Raw genomic sequence first — 15,247 nt, forward strand, 5'->3', positions numbered from 1 at the left:
GATCGCGTTTCCGGATCAGGTGATGCGGCGTCACCCGGCTGCGAGGTAAACGGATTTCCGGTGCGGGAATTCATTGCTTCCACCGGAAAGGATCAGAATCGGGGAATGCGGGAATGCCCTGCCGGGAGTACGGTGATCGGCGGTAGGCTCCGTCGCGCCCCCGCCACGGGGGCCTTGCGGATGTGAACCCGAGGAGTGCGATGGCGAGGCGGCCCCAGGAACTGCTCCACCTGCTGACCCGGGCCGAGCGCCTCGCGGCGCGCCGCGTCCAGTCCGCGCTCGACGCGTTCGGCTGCTCCGTCGAGGCGTGGCGGGTCCTCGATCTGCTCTCCGGCGAGGAGGGGCGGAACATGACGGCCCTCGCGGAGGACGCCGCCCTGCCCGCGCCGACCCTGACCAAGATCGTCGATCAACTCGTGGACCAGAACCTGGTGTTCCGCCGGGTCGACCCCACCGACCGCCGCCGGGTCCTCGCCCAGCTCACCCCCCGGGGCCTGCGACGGCGTCGGCAGCTCTCCCGCGCGGTACGGGCGGAGTGGGGCCCGTCGTCACCGGGGCTCACGGAGGGCGAGGAGGATCAACTGATGCCACTGCTGGGCCGGTTGTCCGGCGCACTGGCGGGCAAGGACGGACACGGCGGCGAAGGGGTCGACAGTGGCGGCGAGGAAATCGGCAACGGCCGCCAAGAGATCACAACAGCCCCTGCGGGGAATCCAGTTGGGCGAGCACGGTGAAGTCGAGACCGTCGGCCTCCGCCAGATAGATGCGCTGGCGCACATGCCGCCCGTCCAGGCCGAGCAGGCCGCGCGGCCCCTCGTACCGGACGTGCTCGGCGGCGGCACCGATGGCGGACACCTCCAGGGTGCGGGCGCGTTCGACGAGCGCCGCGAGCAGCAGCACACCTTCGTAGCAGGACTCGCCGAGGCTGCCGGGGACCGGCGCGTCCACGCCGAAGCGGGCGGCGTACCGGCCGTGGAAGTCCATGCTGTGCCCGTCGGCGAGCGAGGCGAAGAACCCGGCCGTGCTGTAGAGGCCGGCGGTCGCCCCGGGGCCGCTGCCGAGGAGCATGCTCTCGTCCATCAGCGTGCTCAGCCGCAGACAGCGGGCGTCCAGCCCGGCCGCGGCGAACGCCCGGTTGAACCGGACCGCGTCGCTGCCCACGAGCAGCATCAGCACGGCGTCGGCGTCCGACCGCTCGACACGGCGGAGGACATCGGTGAAGTCGTCGGTCCCCAGCGGGAGATACGCCTCCCCGCAGACCCGCCCCCGGGACTCCCCCGCGTACCGCCGGGCCGCCCGGGCGGTGCGGCGCGGCCAGACGTAGTCGTTCCCGACGACGAACCAGCGGCGTACGTCCCGCATCCGGGCGAGCATCCGCATCGCCGGGAGCAGCTGCCCCGCCGGTGTCTCGCTGGTCATGAAGACGCCCTCGGTCCGCTCACCGCCCTCGTACAGCGCCGTGTAGACGTACGGCACCCGGTGCGCGACCCTCGGCGCCAGCGCCTGCCGCACCGAGCTGATGTGCCAGCCGGTGACGCCCTGCACCGCCCCCGCCGCCACCAGCGCCCCGACCTCCGCCGCGACCCTCGACGGCTCCGCCCCGCCGTCCACCTCCAGGAGCCGCAGCTCCCGCCCCAGCACCCCGCCCGCCGCGTTGACCTCCTCCACGGCCAGCCGCGCGCACGCCTCGCACCCCGGCCCGAAGATCCCCGCCGGTCCCTGCATCGGGTAGACCAGCGCCACCGTCAGCACCGACGCGTCGGCCGTGAACCACTCGGGGGTACGGAAGCGCGCCGGAGGCAGGGACATGCCCCCATGATGGCCGGTCGGCCACCCGGGCCGACACCCCCTACGGCCGGTGCGGGGCTCCGACCATGCGCAGGACCAGGTCGGCATAGAGGGCGCCGACCTCGTCGGGGGTACGGCTGCCCTGGGCGTTGAACCAGCGGGCCACGTCGATGCAGAGGGAGAGCACGGCGAGGGTGGTGCCGGGGATGTCGGGGACGTCGAACTCCCCGGCCCGTACGCCCTCGCTGATGATCCGGCGCACCACCGCGTCGCTCCTGCGGCGCAGCTCGACGATCTCGGTGCGGTGCTCGGGGCCGAGGGCGTCCAGCTCGTACTGGACGACGCGCGCGGTGGTGTGGCGCTCGGCGTGCCAGCGGACGAAGGACCGTACGGCTCCGGCGAGCCGCTCGGCGGCCGTGCCGTCCCGGTCGGCCTCGGTCTCCAGGACGTACAGCGCCCGGTCGTGGCCGATCTTGCTGATCCGGTGGAGCAGCTCTTCCTTCGTCTTGTAGTGGATGTAGAGCGCGGCCGGGCTCATTCCGGCGCGCCCGGCGATGTCACGGGTGGTGGTCGCGTGGTACCCGCGTTCGGCGAAGGCGTCGACCGCGGCGACGAGGAGCCGCCTGGCCGCCTCGGGCGTGACCTCGCCCCAGGGAGCGTCGTCGCCGCCCGTCTCCTCCGCCGTACTCATCGCTCAGCGCCCCTCTCCGTCAACAGGACGAACACCATACCCCGAACCTGAGCAAGCGCTTAGGGGCATCTCACGGGCGGTGCGGGTTCAGAGCTTCTGAAAGGGGTCGTGCTCGGCGAGGATCTTCTCCAGCCGGGCCTGGTCGACCCGGCTGACGATCTGCCCGGCCTCCTGCCGGTCCCGGATCACCTTGGCGAGGGTGAAGCAGGACGTCACGAGGTAGAGCACCCCGATGGCGAGGAAGCCGCGCACCCAGGCGTCGGCGTCGAGGAAGAAGATACCGAGGGCCACCGCCCCCATCGCCACCAGGAAGGAGGCGACGGCCTGGCCGTAGAAGGCGGCGGTGCTCTGCTGCTTGACCGTTGTCGTGTCACTCATGGGCCCAGCATCCGCCGACGTGGCGTGCGCCACATCTGCGCCCGTACTCAGCCGCATACTCAGACACCCGTACGAGTCCGGACCGGTGCGGCCGCGCTCAGAACGCGGAGACGCCCGTCAGCGCGCGGCCGATGATCAGCTTCTGGATCTGGCTGGTGCCCTCGTAGAGCGTCATCACGCGGGCGTCGCGGAGGAGCTTGCCGACCGGGTACTCGTCGATGTAGCCGTAGCCGCCGAAGACCTGGAGGGCGTTGTTGGCGCAGCGGACGGCGGCCTCGGAGGCGTACAGCTTGGCCTGGGAGGCGGCGGTGGCGAACTCCTGGCCCCGGTCGATCAGGTCGGCGACCCGCCAGGTGAGCAGCCGGGCCGCCTCGACATCCACGGAGATGTCACTGAGCAGTTCCTGTACGAGCTGGTGGCCCGCGATGCCCTTGCCGAACTGCTCGCGCTCCCCCGCGTACCGTACGGCGGCGTCCAGGGCGGCCTGCGCGATGCCGACGCACCCCGCCGCGACCGACATCCGCCCCTTGGCGAGGGCCGACATGGCGACGGTGAAGCCCTTGCCCTCAGGACCGAGGAGGGTATCGACGGGGACGCGGACTTCCTCCAGGACCAGTTCGGCGGTGGCCTGGCCGCGCAGGCCGAGCTTGCCGTGGATGGCGCGGCGGGTGAGGCCGGGGGTGTCGGCGGGGACCAGGAAGGCGGAGACGCCGCGGTGGCCGGGGGCGTCGTTCGTCCGCGCGAAAAGAAGAACCACATCGGCCCAGGTGCCGTTGGTGATGAAGGTCTTGGTGCCGTTGATGACGTAGTTGCCGCCGTCGCGCACGGCCCGGGTGGCGAGGTTCCCGGCGTCCGAGCCGGTGCCGGGCTCGGTGAGGCCGAAGCAGCCGACCGCCTCGCCGGAGGTGAGCCGGGGCAGCCACTGCCGCTTCTGCTCCTCGCTCCCCCAGGAAGCGATCGTCTTGGCGACCAGGCCGAGCGAGACGGAGACGATGCCGCGCACGGAGGAGTCGCCGCGCCCGAGCTCCTCGGTGACCAGGCAGTACGTGAGGTGGTCGCCGCCGGAGCCGCCGTACTCCTCGGGGACGGTGAGGCCGAGGAAGCCGAGCGCGCCGAGCTTCTTCACGATCGACCTGTCGACATTCTCGGCCCGGTCCCAGGCGATGACGTGCGGGGCGACCTCGCGGGCGACGAAGTCCTCGGCCAGTTTCCGGACGGCCTCCTGCTCTTCGCTGAGCTCCAGGTTCATGGCGGGCCGCCCCATCTCTCGTACAGCACTTAATTAGCACTGCTAGTTTCTGGTTCGCAGCGCCTACTATGAGCCGCATGGCCCGACCGCGCAAGCCCCTCCTGAGCAGAGACCGCATCGTCGAGGCGGCGGGCGCGCTCGTGGACGCCGAGGGGCTGGACGCCGTCTCCACACGTCGGCTGGCGGCGGAGCTGGGGGTCAGCGGGCCCTCGCTCTACAACCACTTCCGCAACAAGGACGAAATCCTCGACGCGGTCGCCGACGCCGTCTCCGTACAGGTCGATCTGTCGATGTTCGAGGAGTCCGACCCCCGGGACTGGCGGGAGGCCCTGCACGACTGGGCCCTCTCCTACCGGGCCGCCCTCGCCGCGCACCCCCACATCGTCCCGGTCCTCGCCCGGGGCCCGGGCCGCCGCCCGGCGGGGCTGCGGGTGGCCGACGCGGTGTTCGGGGCAATGGTGGGGGCGGGGTGGCCACCGGCCCAGGCGACCCGGATCGGGGCGCTGATGCGGTACTTCATCACCGGCTCGGCGCTGGGCTCCTTCGCCGGGGGCTTCGTGGACGACGAGAGCGCGTACGACCCCGCCGACTACCCGCACCTCGGCCAGGCGCACCTGCTGGCGGAGCGGCGGCGGGAGGTGGACGAGGGGGCGTTCGAGACGGGGCTGCGGGCGCTGCTGGACGGGCTGGCGATGCAGTACGGGGAGTACGGGCCGCCCGAGGAATCGGTTCGACGGGCGCCGAAGCGTCCTTGACTCGCCCTGGGGCCCATGAGGTGGGCTATGAGGAAGCAGGGAGGGGCGCCTACAAGGTGATGTCCGCTGAGAGAGCAGCACACTTGGCCGGGTAGCGGACCTCGGCTCGAGGTCGCAGACAGTCGGTTCACGGGACAGGTCGCCTGCCACTTCGACAAGTACGACGAGCGGGATTTCGCCCTCGCGCAGGCTGGGGCCCCTGGGGCTCCGTGGGACAGCCCCGTAGCCGTTCGTGAGACGGTGCCGCGTCGGCCGCTACTGCTCGTAGGCCCACGCCCGGCCGGTCTGCCGGTACTCCTCGACGGGGATGGGGACGATGCCCGTCCGCATGCGCGCGGTGTAGAGCAGACCGTCGAGGTGGTCGATCTCGTGGTGGACCAGTCGGGCGAGCCCTCGTTCGTAAGTGGTGGTCACCAGACGGCCCTCCAGCGTGGTGGTCTCCACGGTGATCCACAGTGGCCGAGGGACCATGCCGCGAACGTCGAAGAACGACAGGCAGCCCTCGTACTGCTCGTCTTCTTCGCTGGAACGGTCGGTGATTCGGGGATTCAGCAGGACGATCGCTGGAGCCCCGGCGGCGTGGGGCTGGACGACGGCGGCGGCACGGCCGATGCCGATCTGGGGCGCCGCGATGCCCATGCCCTTGGCGAAGGGGTGGACTTGCCCGATCCGCTCCATGGAGGAGAACAGCCGCTCGATGGCCTGCTCGGCCGCCTCGCGCTCAGTCGGCAGGTCGAAGACGCGCGCCCGCTCGGCAAGAACGGGGGCCCCGCGCTGCACGACGCCGAGGTCCCGCATCTGTTCACTGGGTTGCATCTGGATCACCTGAACTCCCCTTCATCCGCTTCATGTTCGGGTCTGACCCGGAACCGCCACTCCAAACGGTATCGGGCGTGGAGCGCGGGTGCGGAAGTGCTCCAGGCGAAGACGCGCACCCCTCCCTCCTCGCGCTGGACCGGTGCCGTTCGCAGCGGTGCCGCCTCGGCGGTCATGGAGGTCTCGGTGCCCCACACCGCGGGGTCGAGTTCGGCGGGGAAGGCGAGTTCGACCGCCAGGTGCTCGGTGGGCAGGCGGACCGCGCGCTGGAACCAGCGGCCCCACTTCTCCTCACCCACCGAGTAGGCGTACTCGATCCACACCGACTCGCCCGGGTAGAGAGGGAAGCGACCCTGCTCGTTCTCGAACAGCAGCCACACCTCTTTGAAGGCGTCGCGGTCATGCTTGGCCTGCCAGCGCATCGCCTCCCCGCGACAGGTCGCAGTCAGCGAGAGCTCGTTCCACGTCAAAGGATGCTCGCGATAGTGGGCGTTGGACTGTTCCGGCTCGCCGGGGTAACGGTCGACGCTGATGCCGATCAGATAGCGGGTGATGGGCTCACTGCCGGTGTTCCGCAACAACCGACGCATCGTGAGCCGGTAGAGGCGCCCGTCGTAGTCGAGGCGGGCCGCATCGTGCTCCACTACGATCGCCGACCCGGTCGCATACGGCTGCTCGGACCGGCGAGGGGCGGGTGCGACCGCCGTCGGCGCCACAGGAGCCCTGGCCGTCTCGTACTCCAGCCAGCGCTTCCAGATGGCCTTGCCCGCGTTCAGTGCCTCCTCCGCACGACGGGCGAAGTCCTCGGTCGGCTTGTGCCGGCCCGACTCGACGTGGCTTACGTAGGACGGGTCGAAGCCCATCCTTCTGGCTAACTCCCGCTTGGCCAGGCCCCGCACCTCACGCCAGTAGGCGACCTCCGCCGCAAACGCCTCGGCGGTTTGCTCAACCGTCAAGGCATCGTCCCGCGCATCCATCAAAGCCCCCGCCCCGGCCATCGGATGAGATGAATGAACCGTGAGTGATCTCGATTCACCATTCTGTCACGGTCCCGTCCGCCAGTTTCCTTCCTCTACCGGCCCAGGTCGACCCCCGGGCCCCAACGAGGAGGGTCTCAGCGATGCGCGTGCTGTATCTGCTCAACGTCTCCAACGCCAGTCAGCTGTCCGCCGACTCCGGTTACACCTTCGCCGACATGCTCGCCCCGGCCCTGACGGACGCCGGGGCAGAGGTGACTGTGGCCTCGCCGGTCCCGGTCGGCGACACCCGCGTGCACTTCGCGCCCACCACCTCGCCGTCCACCAAGTACCGGGCCCGCTTCGACCCCGGCATGGACGCCCTGGTCACCCTGATCCGCAACCGGCGGCCCGAGGCGGTGGTGGCCAACCAGATCGAAGCCGCCCCCGCGATCCGGGCCGCACTCCTGGAAGCCGGGGTGGACGCGCTGATCGCCGGCTACTGCCACTACCTGCCGTTCGCCTTCACCGACACCGGCGTCCTGGAGCTGGACCCCGCGATGAACGACCGGGGCCTGGGCCGCAGCGTGTTGCTGGCCTTCGCCGCCGGCCTCGCGGCCTGCGACCGCATCCTGGTCCACTCCTCCACCGCCGCCTCCTGGACCACCGCGGCCGCCGCCCGAACCGGCATCGACCTCGGCGACAAACTGCACATCGTCCCCGCCCCCAGGGACGTACGGCTGGTGCGCGACCCGGCCGACATCACCCCGCCCGGAGGCAGGGCCACCGGCATCTACAACCACCGCCTGTACAAGCACTACGGCACCGCCCGCTTCACCCGGCTCGCCCGCCGCCTCGTCGCCGACACCCCGGTGCGGCTCACGGTGATGGACCTGTTCGGCACCCGCAGCCCCGAGCGCATCCGCCTCGACCCCAGCCCCGAACGGCACCTGGAGGAGCTGGCGACCACGGACGGCGTCATCATCGCCTCCGACCGTGGCGACCGCATCCGCTACCGCAACCTGCTAGCCGGAACCCACTTCGGCATCGCCCCCTTCCGTCCGGGCTGCCCCTGGTCCATGTCGGTGATCGACTGCCAGGCGATGGGCCTGCCGGTGATCGGCCCGCGCACCGGCTGGCTTGTCGAGCACATCGACCACGAGCTGCTGTTCGACACCGACGAGCAGGCCGTCCAGATCGCCGAGCGCCTCGCCACGGACGCCGAGTTCTACCTGGTGCACGCCAAGCGCGCGCATGCCTCCACCACCGACCTCACGCCTGCCGTGGTGGCAGCCCGTTATCTGGAGGCGATCAAGTGACCGGCTTCGAGGCAGTGCAGCTCTCGTACGACGAGCCGCTGGCCGGCTCCCTGCACACCCGCCTCGCCCGGGTGCTGGGCGGCAGCGTCAAGCGCCTGCACGGAGTGCGCGGGATGCGGCGCGCCTACCGACTCACCGCCGAGCTGGTAGACACCGAGCAGTTCTTCCTCGCGGATGGTGACTTCGCCATCGACCCCGAGTTCCCCACCGCAGCGGTCCAGCCTCTGGCCGACGGTGTGGCGATGCGGGTCTGGCAGGCGGTCAACCCGGTCAACGGCCTGACCTACGGCTACGGCGGCCTCAAGCTGATCCGTCGCTCGGCGCTGAGGGAGATGGGTCAGGCCGTCGACGTGCTGGCCGCACTGCCCGGCCGGGTCGAGTTCTGCCGCCAGACCGCCGGAGTCACGCGGTTCAACCAGAGTCCGTTCCACGCGTGGAAGGCGGGCTTCCGCGAGTGCGCGATGCTCGCGCGCGGCAGCGAGTACAGCATGACCGACGCTTCCGCCCAGGAACGCGTCGCCGCCTGGACGGCCAGCCGCGACGGCGAATTCGCCCCCTACGCGGCGGCCGGAGCCCGCGACGGAATCGCCTTCGCCCAGGCCGCCGCCCGCGACCCGCAGCACTTCGAGGCACTCAACGACCCGCCCTGGCTGTACCAGCACTTCACCACGCTGTACGGCGAGCAGGCGGTGACCGGATGAGCGCCGCCCCCGGGCCGCTGGTGCTGATCGAGCCGTACGCGCACCGGGGCGGCGGACACCACCAGCGCACGCTGGCGGCGCTCGCTGCCGTACGGCCGGGCAGCCTCGTCATCGCCCCCGGCGGCCTGAGCGAGGACCTGGCCCCGCTGGTTCGATCGGGAGCCCGAGTCGCTGCCGGTCCGGCCGGACCGGCAGCGAGGACCCTTCTCGCCGTCGCGCGGACGGCAGGCCGCGTCGCTGCCGTCGGTCAGCGGGTCTTCGCCTCCCGAAGCTGGCCACAGGCGGTCCGCCGGTCCCCGCACCAGGTCACCCTTCTCGCCCGGTGCCTGACCGAGGCCGCCTGCCTTCGCACCGCACGCCGCCTCGCCCCGCGAGCCTCGTCCATGGTGATCCTCAGCGCGAGCGAGGCCCTGCACGGTGCCGCCGCCCTGCTCGGCGGCGCCCCGCACCTGAGGTTCGTCCACGAGGCGGTCACTACCGAAGACCGTCCCGTCCGGTGGCTGGGCCGGCTCGCCCGCAAGGGCGAGAAGCGGGTGATCGCCCTGTACCCGACTGCCGCCGTCCGTGACCAGGTCGGACCGGGCTTACCTCACCTTCCCGGCGAGGTAAGGGCGTTCGCAGTTGATGACGGACGCCCGCTTACCGACGCTGAGCGCGACGGAGCTCGTAGCGCCTTCACGATCCCCGCCGACGCGAAGGCGGTGTGCGTGGTCGGCGGCTGGTGGCCGTACAAGGACATCCCTACCGTCGATTCGGCCCTCGCCCGCCTCACCGCCCCGCTTCACGTCCTGGTGTGCGGCACCCCATTGGACGACGCCGTCCTCACACGCTGGCACCAGCTCCCCAACGTCCACCTGCACACCGTGCCCGGCCCGGTCGGCGACCAGGTCCTGCGGCTGGTGTACGCCGCAGCCGACGCGGCCCTCGTCGCCCGGAAGTCCGGCGTGGGCAAGGAATCCGGGCTGGTCATGGACGCCGTCCGCCTCGGCGTACCGCTGATCGTTTCCACGCACGACCCCGAGCTGACCGCCCGCCTCGCCGGGGAACCGTGGACCCGGCTCTTCGCCGCCGGTGATCCGGACGCCCTCGCCAAAGCGCTGGACCAGCTCACGGAAGACGTTCCCGCCCGCCCAGGCCCGTCAGCGCGCGGGGCTCTGGACATGAGCTCGGCGGCCGACCAGGCCGCCTTCCTCACCGACACCTACGCCCGCCTGACCAAGGAATCCCGATGAAGACACCCGTCTCTCCCGCCTTGGTCGCGGTGGTCGGCCCGGTCGAACCGGCCCTGCTGGCCGCCTGGACCGCCCACTACCGCCGACTCGGCGTCGAGCGGTTCCACCTCGCCTTCCACTTCCCCGACCACATCCACAACGCCTGGCGGCACCAGCTCATCGCGGCTAGCCACGACCTCGGCATCGTCCCTGCCCGGATCAGCACCGGACCCTGGCACGAGCACACCAACACCCAGCTCCGCGACTTCCTGCGCGAGCATGCGGGCCCCGGCTGGCACCTGATCGCCGACTCCGACGAGTTCCAGACCTACCCCGCCCTGCTCAACGAGATGATCGCCTGGGCCGAGGCCGCCAAGCACAAGGTGATCGGTGGGCTGATGCTCGACCGCGCCACGAACGACGGCCGCCTGGCACTGTGGCGGCCGGAAATCGGACTGGACCGGTCCTTCCCGCTCGGCGGGCACCTCACCCACCGGCTGCTGAAGGGCGATCCCCGCAAGATCGTCCTTGCCCACTCCTCCGTAACCGTGGCATCAGGCAACCATCGGGCACCGGGCCACAAGCCCGACCCAGACAAGCTCGCATGCGTCCACCACTTCAAGTGGCGCTCGGGCGTCCTGGACGACCTCCGCCTACGAGTCGACCGGTTCACGTCCGGTGATTGGGCCGAGCAGACCCCGGCCGTCCGCAGCGAGGCGTCCCGCCTGTTGCAACACATCGACCGCCACAACGGCCGGATCGATGTCGCCGACCCGCGTCTGGCCTTCCGTCACGTCACGCTTGATCGACTGCCGAGCGGCTGGGCCGCCGAAGCCGCCAAGATCACAGCCATCTGGCGCCCGCACACGGCTCAGAGCCAGCCCGGCTCCACGATCTCCTCGCCCTCGTCCTGAGGCTTCTCGAAGCGAGCAAAGAAGTCGTCCAGCGCCTCCGGGGTCACGACCAGCGCGTTGGCGTCTTCTCGCTCATTGCGCTCCGCCAGCCTGCGCAGCAGCTCCTCTCGCTCCACCGGGAAGTACAGAAGCCGCCACCGGCCGCCGGCCGCCTCCACCAGCTCCTTCATCGCGTCGCGGTCCTTACGCGGCCACAGCCCGTGGTCCCACACCACGTCCCGGCCCTCGGCGACCAGCTCGGCGAGCCGCTCGTGCAGCTCGGCGACGACCGGAGCCTCCTTCTCGAAGTAGGTGTTCTCCGGGTAGTCGACGCCGTACCGACCGTGCCGCTCATGGACGACCTCGTCCACCGACAGCCGCACAGCACCCTCCGGCTCCAACTGCCGCTGGGCATAAGTGGTCTTCCCCGAACCGGTGAGCCCCACCAGTAGGAACACCACCGGAGTGTCCTCGGCCACCGCCAACTCCCTCCAACACCACCAGCGCTCCTCGGCCAGTCTGCCACCGTCGGCCGGTCCCGGACCCCGTTCCTCCTCACCACCACCCGAAGGAGCAGCCCGTATCCGCCTCCGCACTCGCCCGCACACTGCGGGCCTACGTCCACTACACCCCCGGCGCTGAGGGCAGGTTGCCAGTAGGTACAACAAACCCGATCGAGCGGACCGGCAGGACCACCGAGACCTCCGGCACATCGATGAGGAGTGGGCACGTGATCAACACCAGCGTGATGAACAGCCGCAACGCAGTCTGCGTAATCGTCCATGACAAGGCCGCCGGCACGATCGCCGCCGTGCTCTACACCGCCCGCAGCTGGTCACCGCAACCGGCCTGGGCCTTCCCCGGCGGCAAGGCCGAACCCGGTGAGTCCCTCGATGAGGCCGCCGCCCGCGAACTCAAGGAGGAGACCGGCCTTCTTGTCGACCCGGCGGATCTCGTCCTCGTCCACGTCATCCACGTCGAACAGGGCTGGGACCAGGCCGGGCAGTTCGTCCTGTTCGTCTTCGCCACCGACACGTGGGCCGGTGAGCTGACCAACGCAGAGCCGGACAAGCACCTGACGGCCGAGTGGGTTGACGAGAGCCGCCTGCCCACGCCCACGCTCCCAACCTCCACGCAGGCCCTGGTGGCGTATCGGGACGGAGGTCCTTCCTTCTCCCTCTACGGGTGGTCGGCCACCAGTGTGCAGTAAGCGGGCGCCAGATGCTCGGCGGGCTGTCACCATGCCGAGCCGGCTTGTTCGGGTGCCGCTGGCCCTGTCTGCGGACCGAATCCCCGCAACGCGGGAATCCTGACGGCCCCTGGTTCGGCGCTCTGCCACCCAACCGATTGACGGTCCTCCGCAATTCGGTGGGGACAGAAGTGTTTCCGCTTTACGGTCGTGGCCATGACGACGACCCCGGCACCCCCGACCGCCTCCTCCGCGCCCGCCCGGTCCTGGCGGGCCACCGCCGCCGCCTGCACCACCGTGGTCCTGTGGGCCTCCGCCTTCGTCTCCATCCGGAGTGCGGGCGAGTCGTACTCCCCCGGCGCCCTGGCCCTCGGGCGGCTGCTGTCGGGGGTGCTGGTGCTCGGGGTGATCCTCCTCGTGCGGCGGGAGGGGCTGCCGGGGCGCGGGGCCTGGCGTGGGATCGTCACGTCCGGGGTGCTGTGGTTCGGGCTGTACATGGTGGCGCTCAACTGGGGCGAGCAGGAGGTCGACGCCGGGACGGCGGCGATGCTGGTGAACATCGGGCCGATCCTGATGGCGCTGATGGGGGCCCGGCTGCTCGGCGAGGGGCTGCCGCGCCGTCTGCTGCTGGGGATGGGCATCTCCTTCTCGGGTGCGGTCGTCGTCGGCCTCGCGATGTCCGGGCACGGCACCTCGTCGGTGCTGGGCGTGGCGCTCTGTCTGCTGGCCGCGGTGGCGTACGCGCTGGGTGTGGTGAGCCAGAAGCCGGCGCTCGCGCACGGCTCCTCGCTCCAGATCAACACCTTCGGCTGCCTGATCGGTGCCGTGGCATGCCTGCCGTTCACCGGGGTACTGATCTCGGAGGCGGCCGACGCGCCGCTGTCCGCCACGCTGAACATGGTCTACCTCGGTGTTTTTCCGACCGCCCTCGCCTTCACCACCTGGGGTTACGCCCTGGCCCGGACGACGGCGGGCCGGATGGGCGCGACCACGTACGCGGTGCCCGCGCTGGTGGTGCTCATGGCGTGGGTGCTGCTGGACGAGGTCCCGACCCTGCTCGGTGTTCTCGGCGGGCTGCTCTGCCTGGCCGGGGTGGCGGTCTCCCGGAGCCGTCCGCAGACTGGGCCCACACGTGGAAATCCGGCCCGGCCGGTGGAGGGAAACCGTCATGACGCGGAGCACCAAGGCGCACGGCGCCCGTAACGGCCGCAACGGGGCGCGGAAGAAGACCGCCCGTGAGGAGGCCGCGCAGGCGGCCCGCCACGGCGGGCCGTATCTGGACGGGTTCAAGGTGGCCGACAGCGGTGACGACGACCCGGTCCTGGTGGAGCCGGACGGCCATGCCCGGGACGCATGGCGGGAGGACTACCCGTACGGCCACAAGCTCCGGCGCCGCGACTACGAGAAGAGCAAGCGCGCCCTCCAGATCGAGCTGCTGAAGCTCCAGCACTGGGTGAAGGAGCGCGACGAGCGGCTGGTGATCCTCTTCGAGGGGCGGGACGCGGCGGGCAAGGGCGGCACGATCAAGCGGTTCACCGAGCATCTGAATCCGCGTGGTGCGCGAATAGTCGCGCTGGAGAAGCCCACCGAGCGCGAGCGCACCCAGTGGTACTTCCAGCGGTATGTGGCGCATCTGCCGAGCGCCGGGGAGATCGTGCTGTTCGACCGCTCCTGGTACAACCGGGCCGGGGTGGAGCGGGTCATGGGGTTCTGCACGACCCGGGAGTACCTGGAGTTCATGCACCAGGCCCCCGGCTTCGAGCGGATGCTCGCCCGGGACGGCATCCACCTGGTGAAGTTCTGGTTCTCCGTCTCCCGCAACGAGCAGCGCAACCGGTTCATGATCCGGCAGATCGATCCCGTACGGCGGTGGAAGCTGAGCCCCGTCGACCTGGCCTCGCTGGACAAGTGGGACGAGTACACCGAGGCCAAGGAGCTGATGCTGTTCCACACCGACACGGCCGACGCTCCGTGGACGGTGGTGAAGAGCAACGACAAGAAGCGGGCCCGGCTGGAGGCGATGCGGCACGTCCTGGACCGCTTCGACTACCCGGGCAAGGACCCGGAGGTGGTCGGGGTGCCGGACCCGCTGATCGTGGGCCCGGCCTCCCGGCTGTTCGAGGAGGGCGAGATGGACGCCCGGCTGCTGGGGCCGGTCGCCTCGACGTCCCGGACCACGGACTACTAGCAGCGCTCTAGAACACCACGAGCGCCCGGCCGCCCTTGCCCGCGATCATGTTGTCGAAGGCGGCCGGGATGCCGTCCAGACCGATGCGTTCGGTGACCATCATCGACAGGTCGAAGCGGCCCGCGCGGATGTGGTCGGCCAGGGCGGGCAGATCGCGGGCCGGGTCGCTGTTGCCGTAGACGCAGCCCGTCAGGGACCGGCCCCAGTGGAAGATCTCCAGGGCGTTGAACGTGACCTCCTGGTCCTTGCCGCCGATGCCGACGACCGTCGTACGGCCGCCGCGCCGGGTGGACTCCCAGGCGGCCCGGATGGTCGCGGGGCGGCCGACGCACTCCACGGCCACGTCCGCGCCCTGGCCCCCGGTGAGCTTGCGGATCTCGCGCGGGGTGGTGGCGGAGGCGATGACGTAGTCGGTGGCCCCCGCCTGCCGGGCGAGCTCCTCCTTGGCCGGGGAGACGTCGACCGCGATGATCCGGGAGGCGCCCGCGATCCGGGCCGCCTGGAGGACGGCGAGGCCGACGCCGCCGATCCCGAAGACGACGACGCTCTCGCCCTGGCGGACCTGCGCGCTGTGGTGGATCGCCCCGTAGCCGGTGAGGACCGCGCAGCCGAGGAGGGCGGCGTCGGTGAGGGGGATGCCGTCGGGGGCGGGGAGCACGCAGTTCGCGGCGACGACGGTCTCCTCCGCGAAGGCCGCCACGTTGAGGCCGGGGTGGAGTCCGGTGCCGTCGGCCGTACGGGCGTGGAGGTTGGCGGTCCCCTTCAGCGCGTCGGCGCAGAGCCAGACCTCCCCGATCCCGCAGTGGAAGCAGGCGCCGCAGGAAGGCGCCCAGTTGAGGACCACGCCGTCACCGGGCGCGACATGCGTGACGCCCTCACCGACCGCCAGGACCGTACCGGCTCCCTCGTGGCCGAGGACGGCGGGCACCGGGACGCGCATGGTGCCGTTGGACAGGGACAGGTCGGAGTGGCAGACCCCGGCGGCGGCGAGCGCGATGCGCACCTGGCCGGGGGCGGGCTCCGGCAGGACGATGTCGGTGATCTCCAGCGGAGCTCCGACGGCGGGCAGTACGGCGGCGCGGACCACGAACAGGCTCCTTACACAGGAAGGGA

General features: G+C 71.0%; 17 protein-coding genes. 9 read left to right on the plus strand and 8 right to left on the minus strand.

The window, feature by feature from the left end:
- The first annotated feature begins 200 nt into the window (after positions 1–200).
- Positions 201–734, plus strand: coding sequence for a MarR family transcriptional regulator (locus tag B7C62_05205; protein ARF71719.1), 534 nt, complete (start codon positions 201–203; stop codon positions 732–734).
- Here the strand turns inward: B7C62_05205 and B7C62_05210 are convergent.
- The 4 genes from B7C62_05210 to B7C62_05225 all read right to left on the minus strand — a co-directional run bounded on the left by B7C62_05210 (position 691) and on the right by B7C62_05225 (position 4,106).
- The gene (locus tag B7C62_05210) at positions 691–1,809 is read right to left on the minus strand and encodes a hypothetical protein (protein ARF71720.1); all 1,119 of its coding nucleotides are present in this window, start codon (positions 1,807–1,809) and stop codon (positions 691–693) included. The two genes, B7C62_05205 and B7C62_05210, sit on opposite strands and share 44 nt — an antisense overlap.
- Positions 1,810–1,849: 40 nt before the next feature.
- Positions 1,850–2,479, minus strand: coding sequence for a TetR family transcriptional regulator (locus B7C62_05215; protein ID ARF71721.1), 630 nt, complete (start codon positions 2,477–2,479; stop codon positions 1,850–1,852).
- An 87-nt stretch (positions 2,480–2,566) separates the two neighbouring features.
- A complete protein-coding gene (locus B7C62_05220) occupies positions 2,567–2,857 on the minus strand; it encodes a hypothetical protein (GenBank protein ARF71722.1) in 291 nt (96 codons plus the stop codon).
- A 97-nt stretch (positions 2,858–2,954) separates the two neighbouring features.
- Positions 2,955–4,106, minus strand: a complete 1,152-nt coding sequence (locus B7C62_05225; GenBank protein ARF76998.1) for an acyl-CoA dehydrogenase — start codon at positions 4,104–4,106, stop codon at positions 2,955–2,957.
- A 77-nt stretch (positions 4,107–4,183) separates the two neighbouring features.
- Here B7C62_05225 and B7C62_05230 point away from each other — a divergent pair, with 77 nt between their 5' ends.
- Positions 4,184–4,861: a TetR family transcriptional regulator gene (locus B7C62_05230; GenBank protein ARF71723.1), complete on the plus strand. Its 678-nt coding sequence runs from the start codon at positions 4,184–4,186 to the stop codon at positions 4,859–4,861.
- Positions 4,862–5,116: 255 nt separating this feature from the next.
- Here the strand turns inward: B7C62_05230 and B7C62_05235 are convergent, their stop codons facing one another.
- Together B7C62_05235 and B7C62_05240 are read right to left on the minus strand one after the other, a co-directional pair.
- Complete coding sequence (locus tag B7C62_05235; protein ID ARF76999.1) at positions 5,117–5,677, minus strand: formylmethionine deformylase; 561 nt, start codon at positions 5,675–5,677, stop codon at positions 5,117–5,119.
- Between the two features lie 5 nt (positions 5,678–5,682).
- Positions 5,683–6,654: a transcriptional regulator gene (locus B7C62_05240; protein ARF77000.1), complete on the minus strand. Its 972-nt coding sequence runs from the start codon at positions 6,652–6,654 to the stop codon at positions 5,683–5,685.
- Positions 6,655–6,797: 143 nt separating this feature from the next.
- Here B7C62_05240 and B7C62_05245 point away from each other — a divergent pair, with 143 nt between their 5' ends.
- Genes B7C62_05245 through B7C62_05260 form a run of 4 tightly spaced genes read left to right on the plus strand, consistent with a single transcriptional unit; the run spans position 6,798 to position 10,778 of the window.
- Positions 6,798–7,952 (plus strand): vegetative cell wall protein, encoded by a 1,155-nt coding sequence (locus tag B7C62_05245; protein ARF71724.1) that lies wholly within the window; start codon positions 6,798–6,800, stop codon positions 7,950–7,952.
- On the plus strand, positions 7,949–8,653 hold the full coding sequence (locus tag B7C62_05250; protein ID ARF71725.1) for a hypothetical protein: 705 nt from the start codon (positions 7,949–7,951) through the stop codon (positions 8,651–8,653). Before B7C62_05245 ends, B7C62_05250 begins: the two co-directional genes overlap by 4 nt.
- Entirely contained in the window at positions 8,650–9,885 is a 1,236-nt protein-coding gene (locus tag B7C62_05255; GenBank protein ID ARF71726.1) for a hypothetical protein, read from the plus strand. Before B7C62_05250 ends, B7C62_05255 begins: the two co-directional genes overlap by 4 nt.
- Positions 9,882–10,778 (plus strand): hypothetical protein, encoded by an 897-nt coding sequence (locus B7C62_05260; protein ARF71727.1) that lies wholly within the window; start codon positions 9,882–9,884, stop codon positions 10,776–10,778. Before B7C62_05255 ends, B7C62_05260 begins: the two co-directional genes overlap by 4 nt.
- On the opposite strand, the gene B7C62_05265 is transcribed toward B7C62_05260, so the two are convergent.
- On the minus strand, positions 10,736–11,218 hold the full coding sequence (locus tag B7C62_05265) for a hypothetical protein (protein ARF77001.1): 483 nt from the start codon (positions 11,216–11,218) through the stop codon (positions 10,736–10,738). The genes B7C62_05260 and B7C62_05265 overlap by 43 nt on opposite strands.
- A 269-nt stretch (positions 11,219–11,487) precedes the next feature.
- On the opposite strand from B7C62_05265, the gene B7C62_05270 reads away from it, so the two are divergent.
- The 3 genes from B7C62_05270 (at position 11,488) to B7C62_05280 (ending at position 14,134) form a co-directional block, all read left to right on the plus strand.
- Positions 11,488–11,967 carry a DNA mismatch repair protein MutT gene (locus B7C62_05270; GenBank protein ID ARF71728.1) on the plus strand — a complete coding sequence of 160 codons (480 nt, stop codon included), beginning with the start codon at positions 11,488–11,490 and terminating at the stop codon, positions 11,965–11,967.
- 195 nt (positions 11,968–12,162) lie between these two features.
- The gene (locus B7C62_05275) at positions 12,163–13,149 is read left to right on the plus strand and encodes an EamA family transporter (protein ID ARF71729.1); all 987 of its coding nucleotides are present in this window, start codon (positions 12,163–12,165) and stop codon (positions 13,147–13,149) included.
- Entirely contained in the window at positions 13,115–14,134 is a 1,020-nt protein-coding gene (locus B7C62_05280) for a polyphosphate kinase 2 (protein ID ARF71730.1), read from the plus strand. The genes B7C62_05275 and B7C62_05280 overlap by 35 nt, the downstream gene beginning before the upstream one ends.
- A 7-nt stretch (positions 14,135–14,141) precedes the next feature.
- Here B7C62_05280 and B7C62_05285 read toward each other — a convergent pair whose 3' ends face one another.
- Positions 14,142–15,221, minus strand: coding sequence for an alcohol dehydrogenase (locus B7C62_05285; protein ARF71731.1), 1,080 nt, complete (start codon positions 15,219–15,221; stop codon positions 14,142–14,144).
- Between the last annotated feature and the right edge of the window lie 26 nt (positions 15,222–15,247).

The sequence above is a fragment of the Kitasatospora albolonga genome (genome assembly GCA_002082585.1).
GTDB classification, from domain to species: Bacteria; Actinomycetota; Actinomycetes; order Streptomycetales; family Streptomycetaceae; genus Streptomyces; species Streptomyces stephensoniae.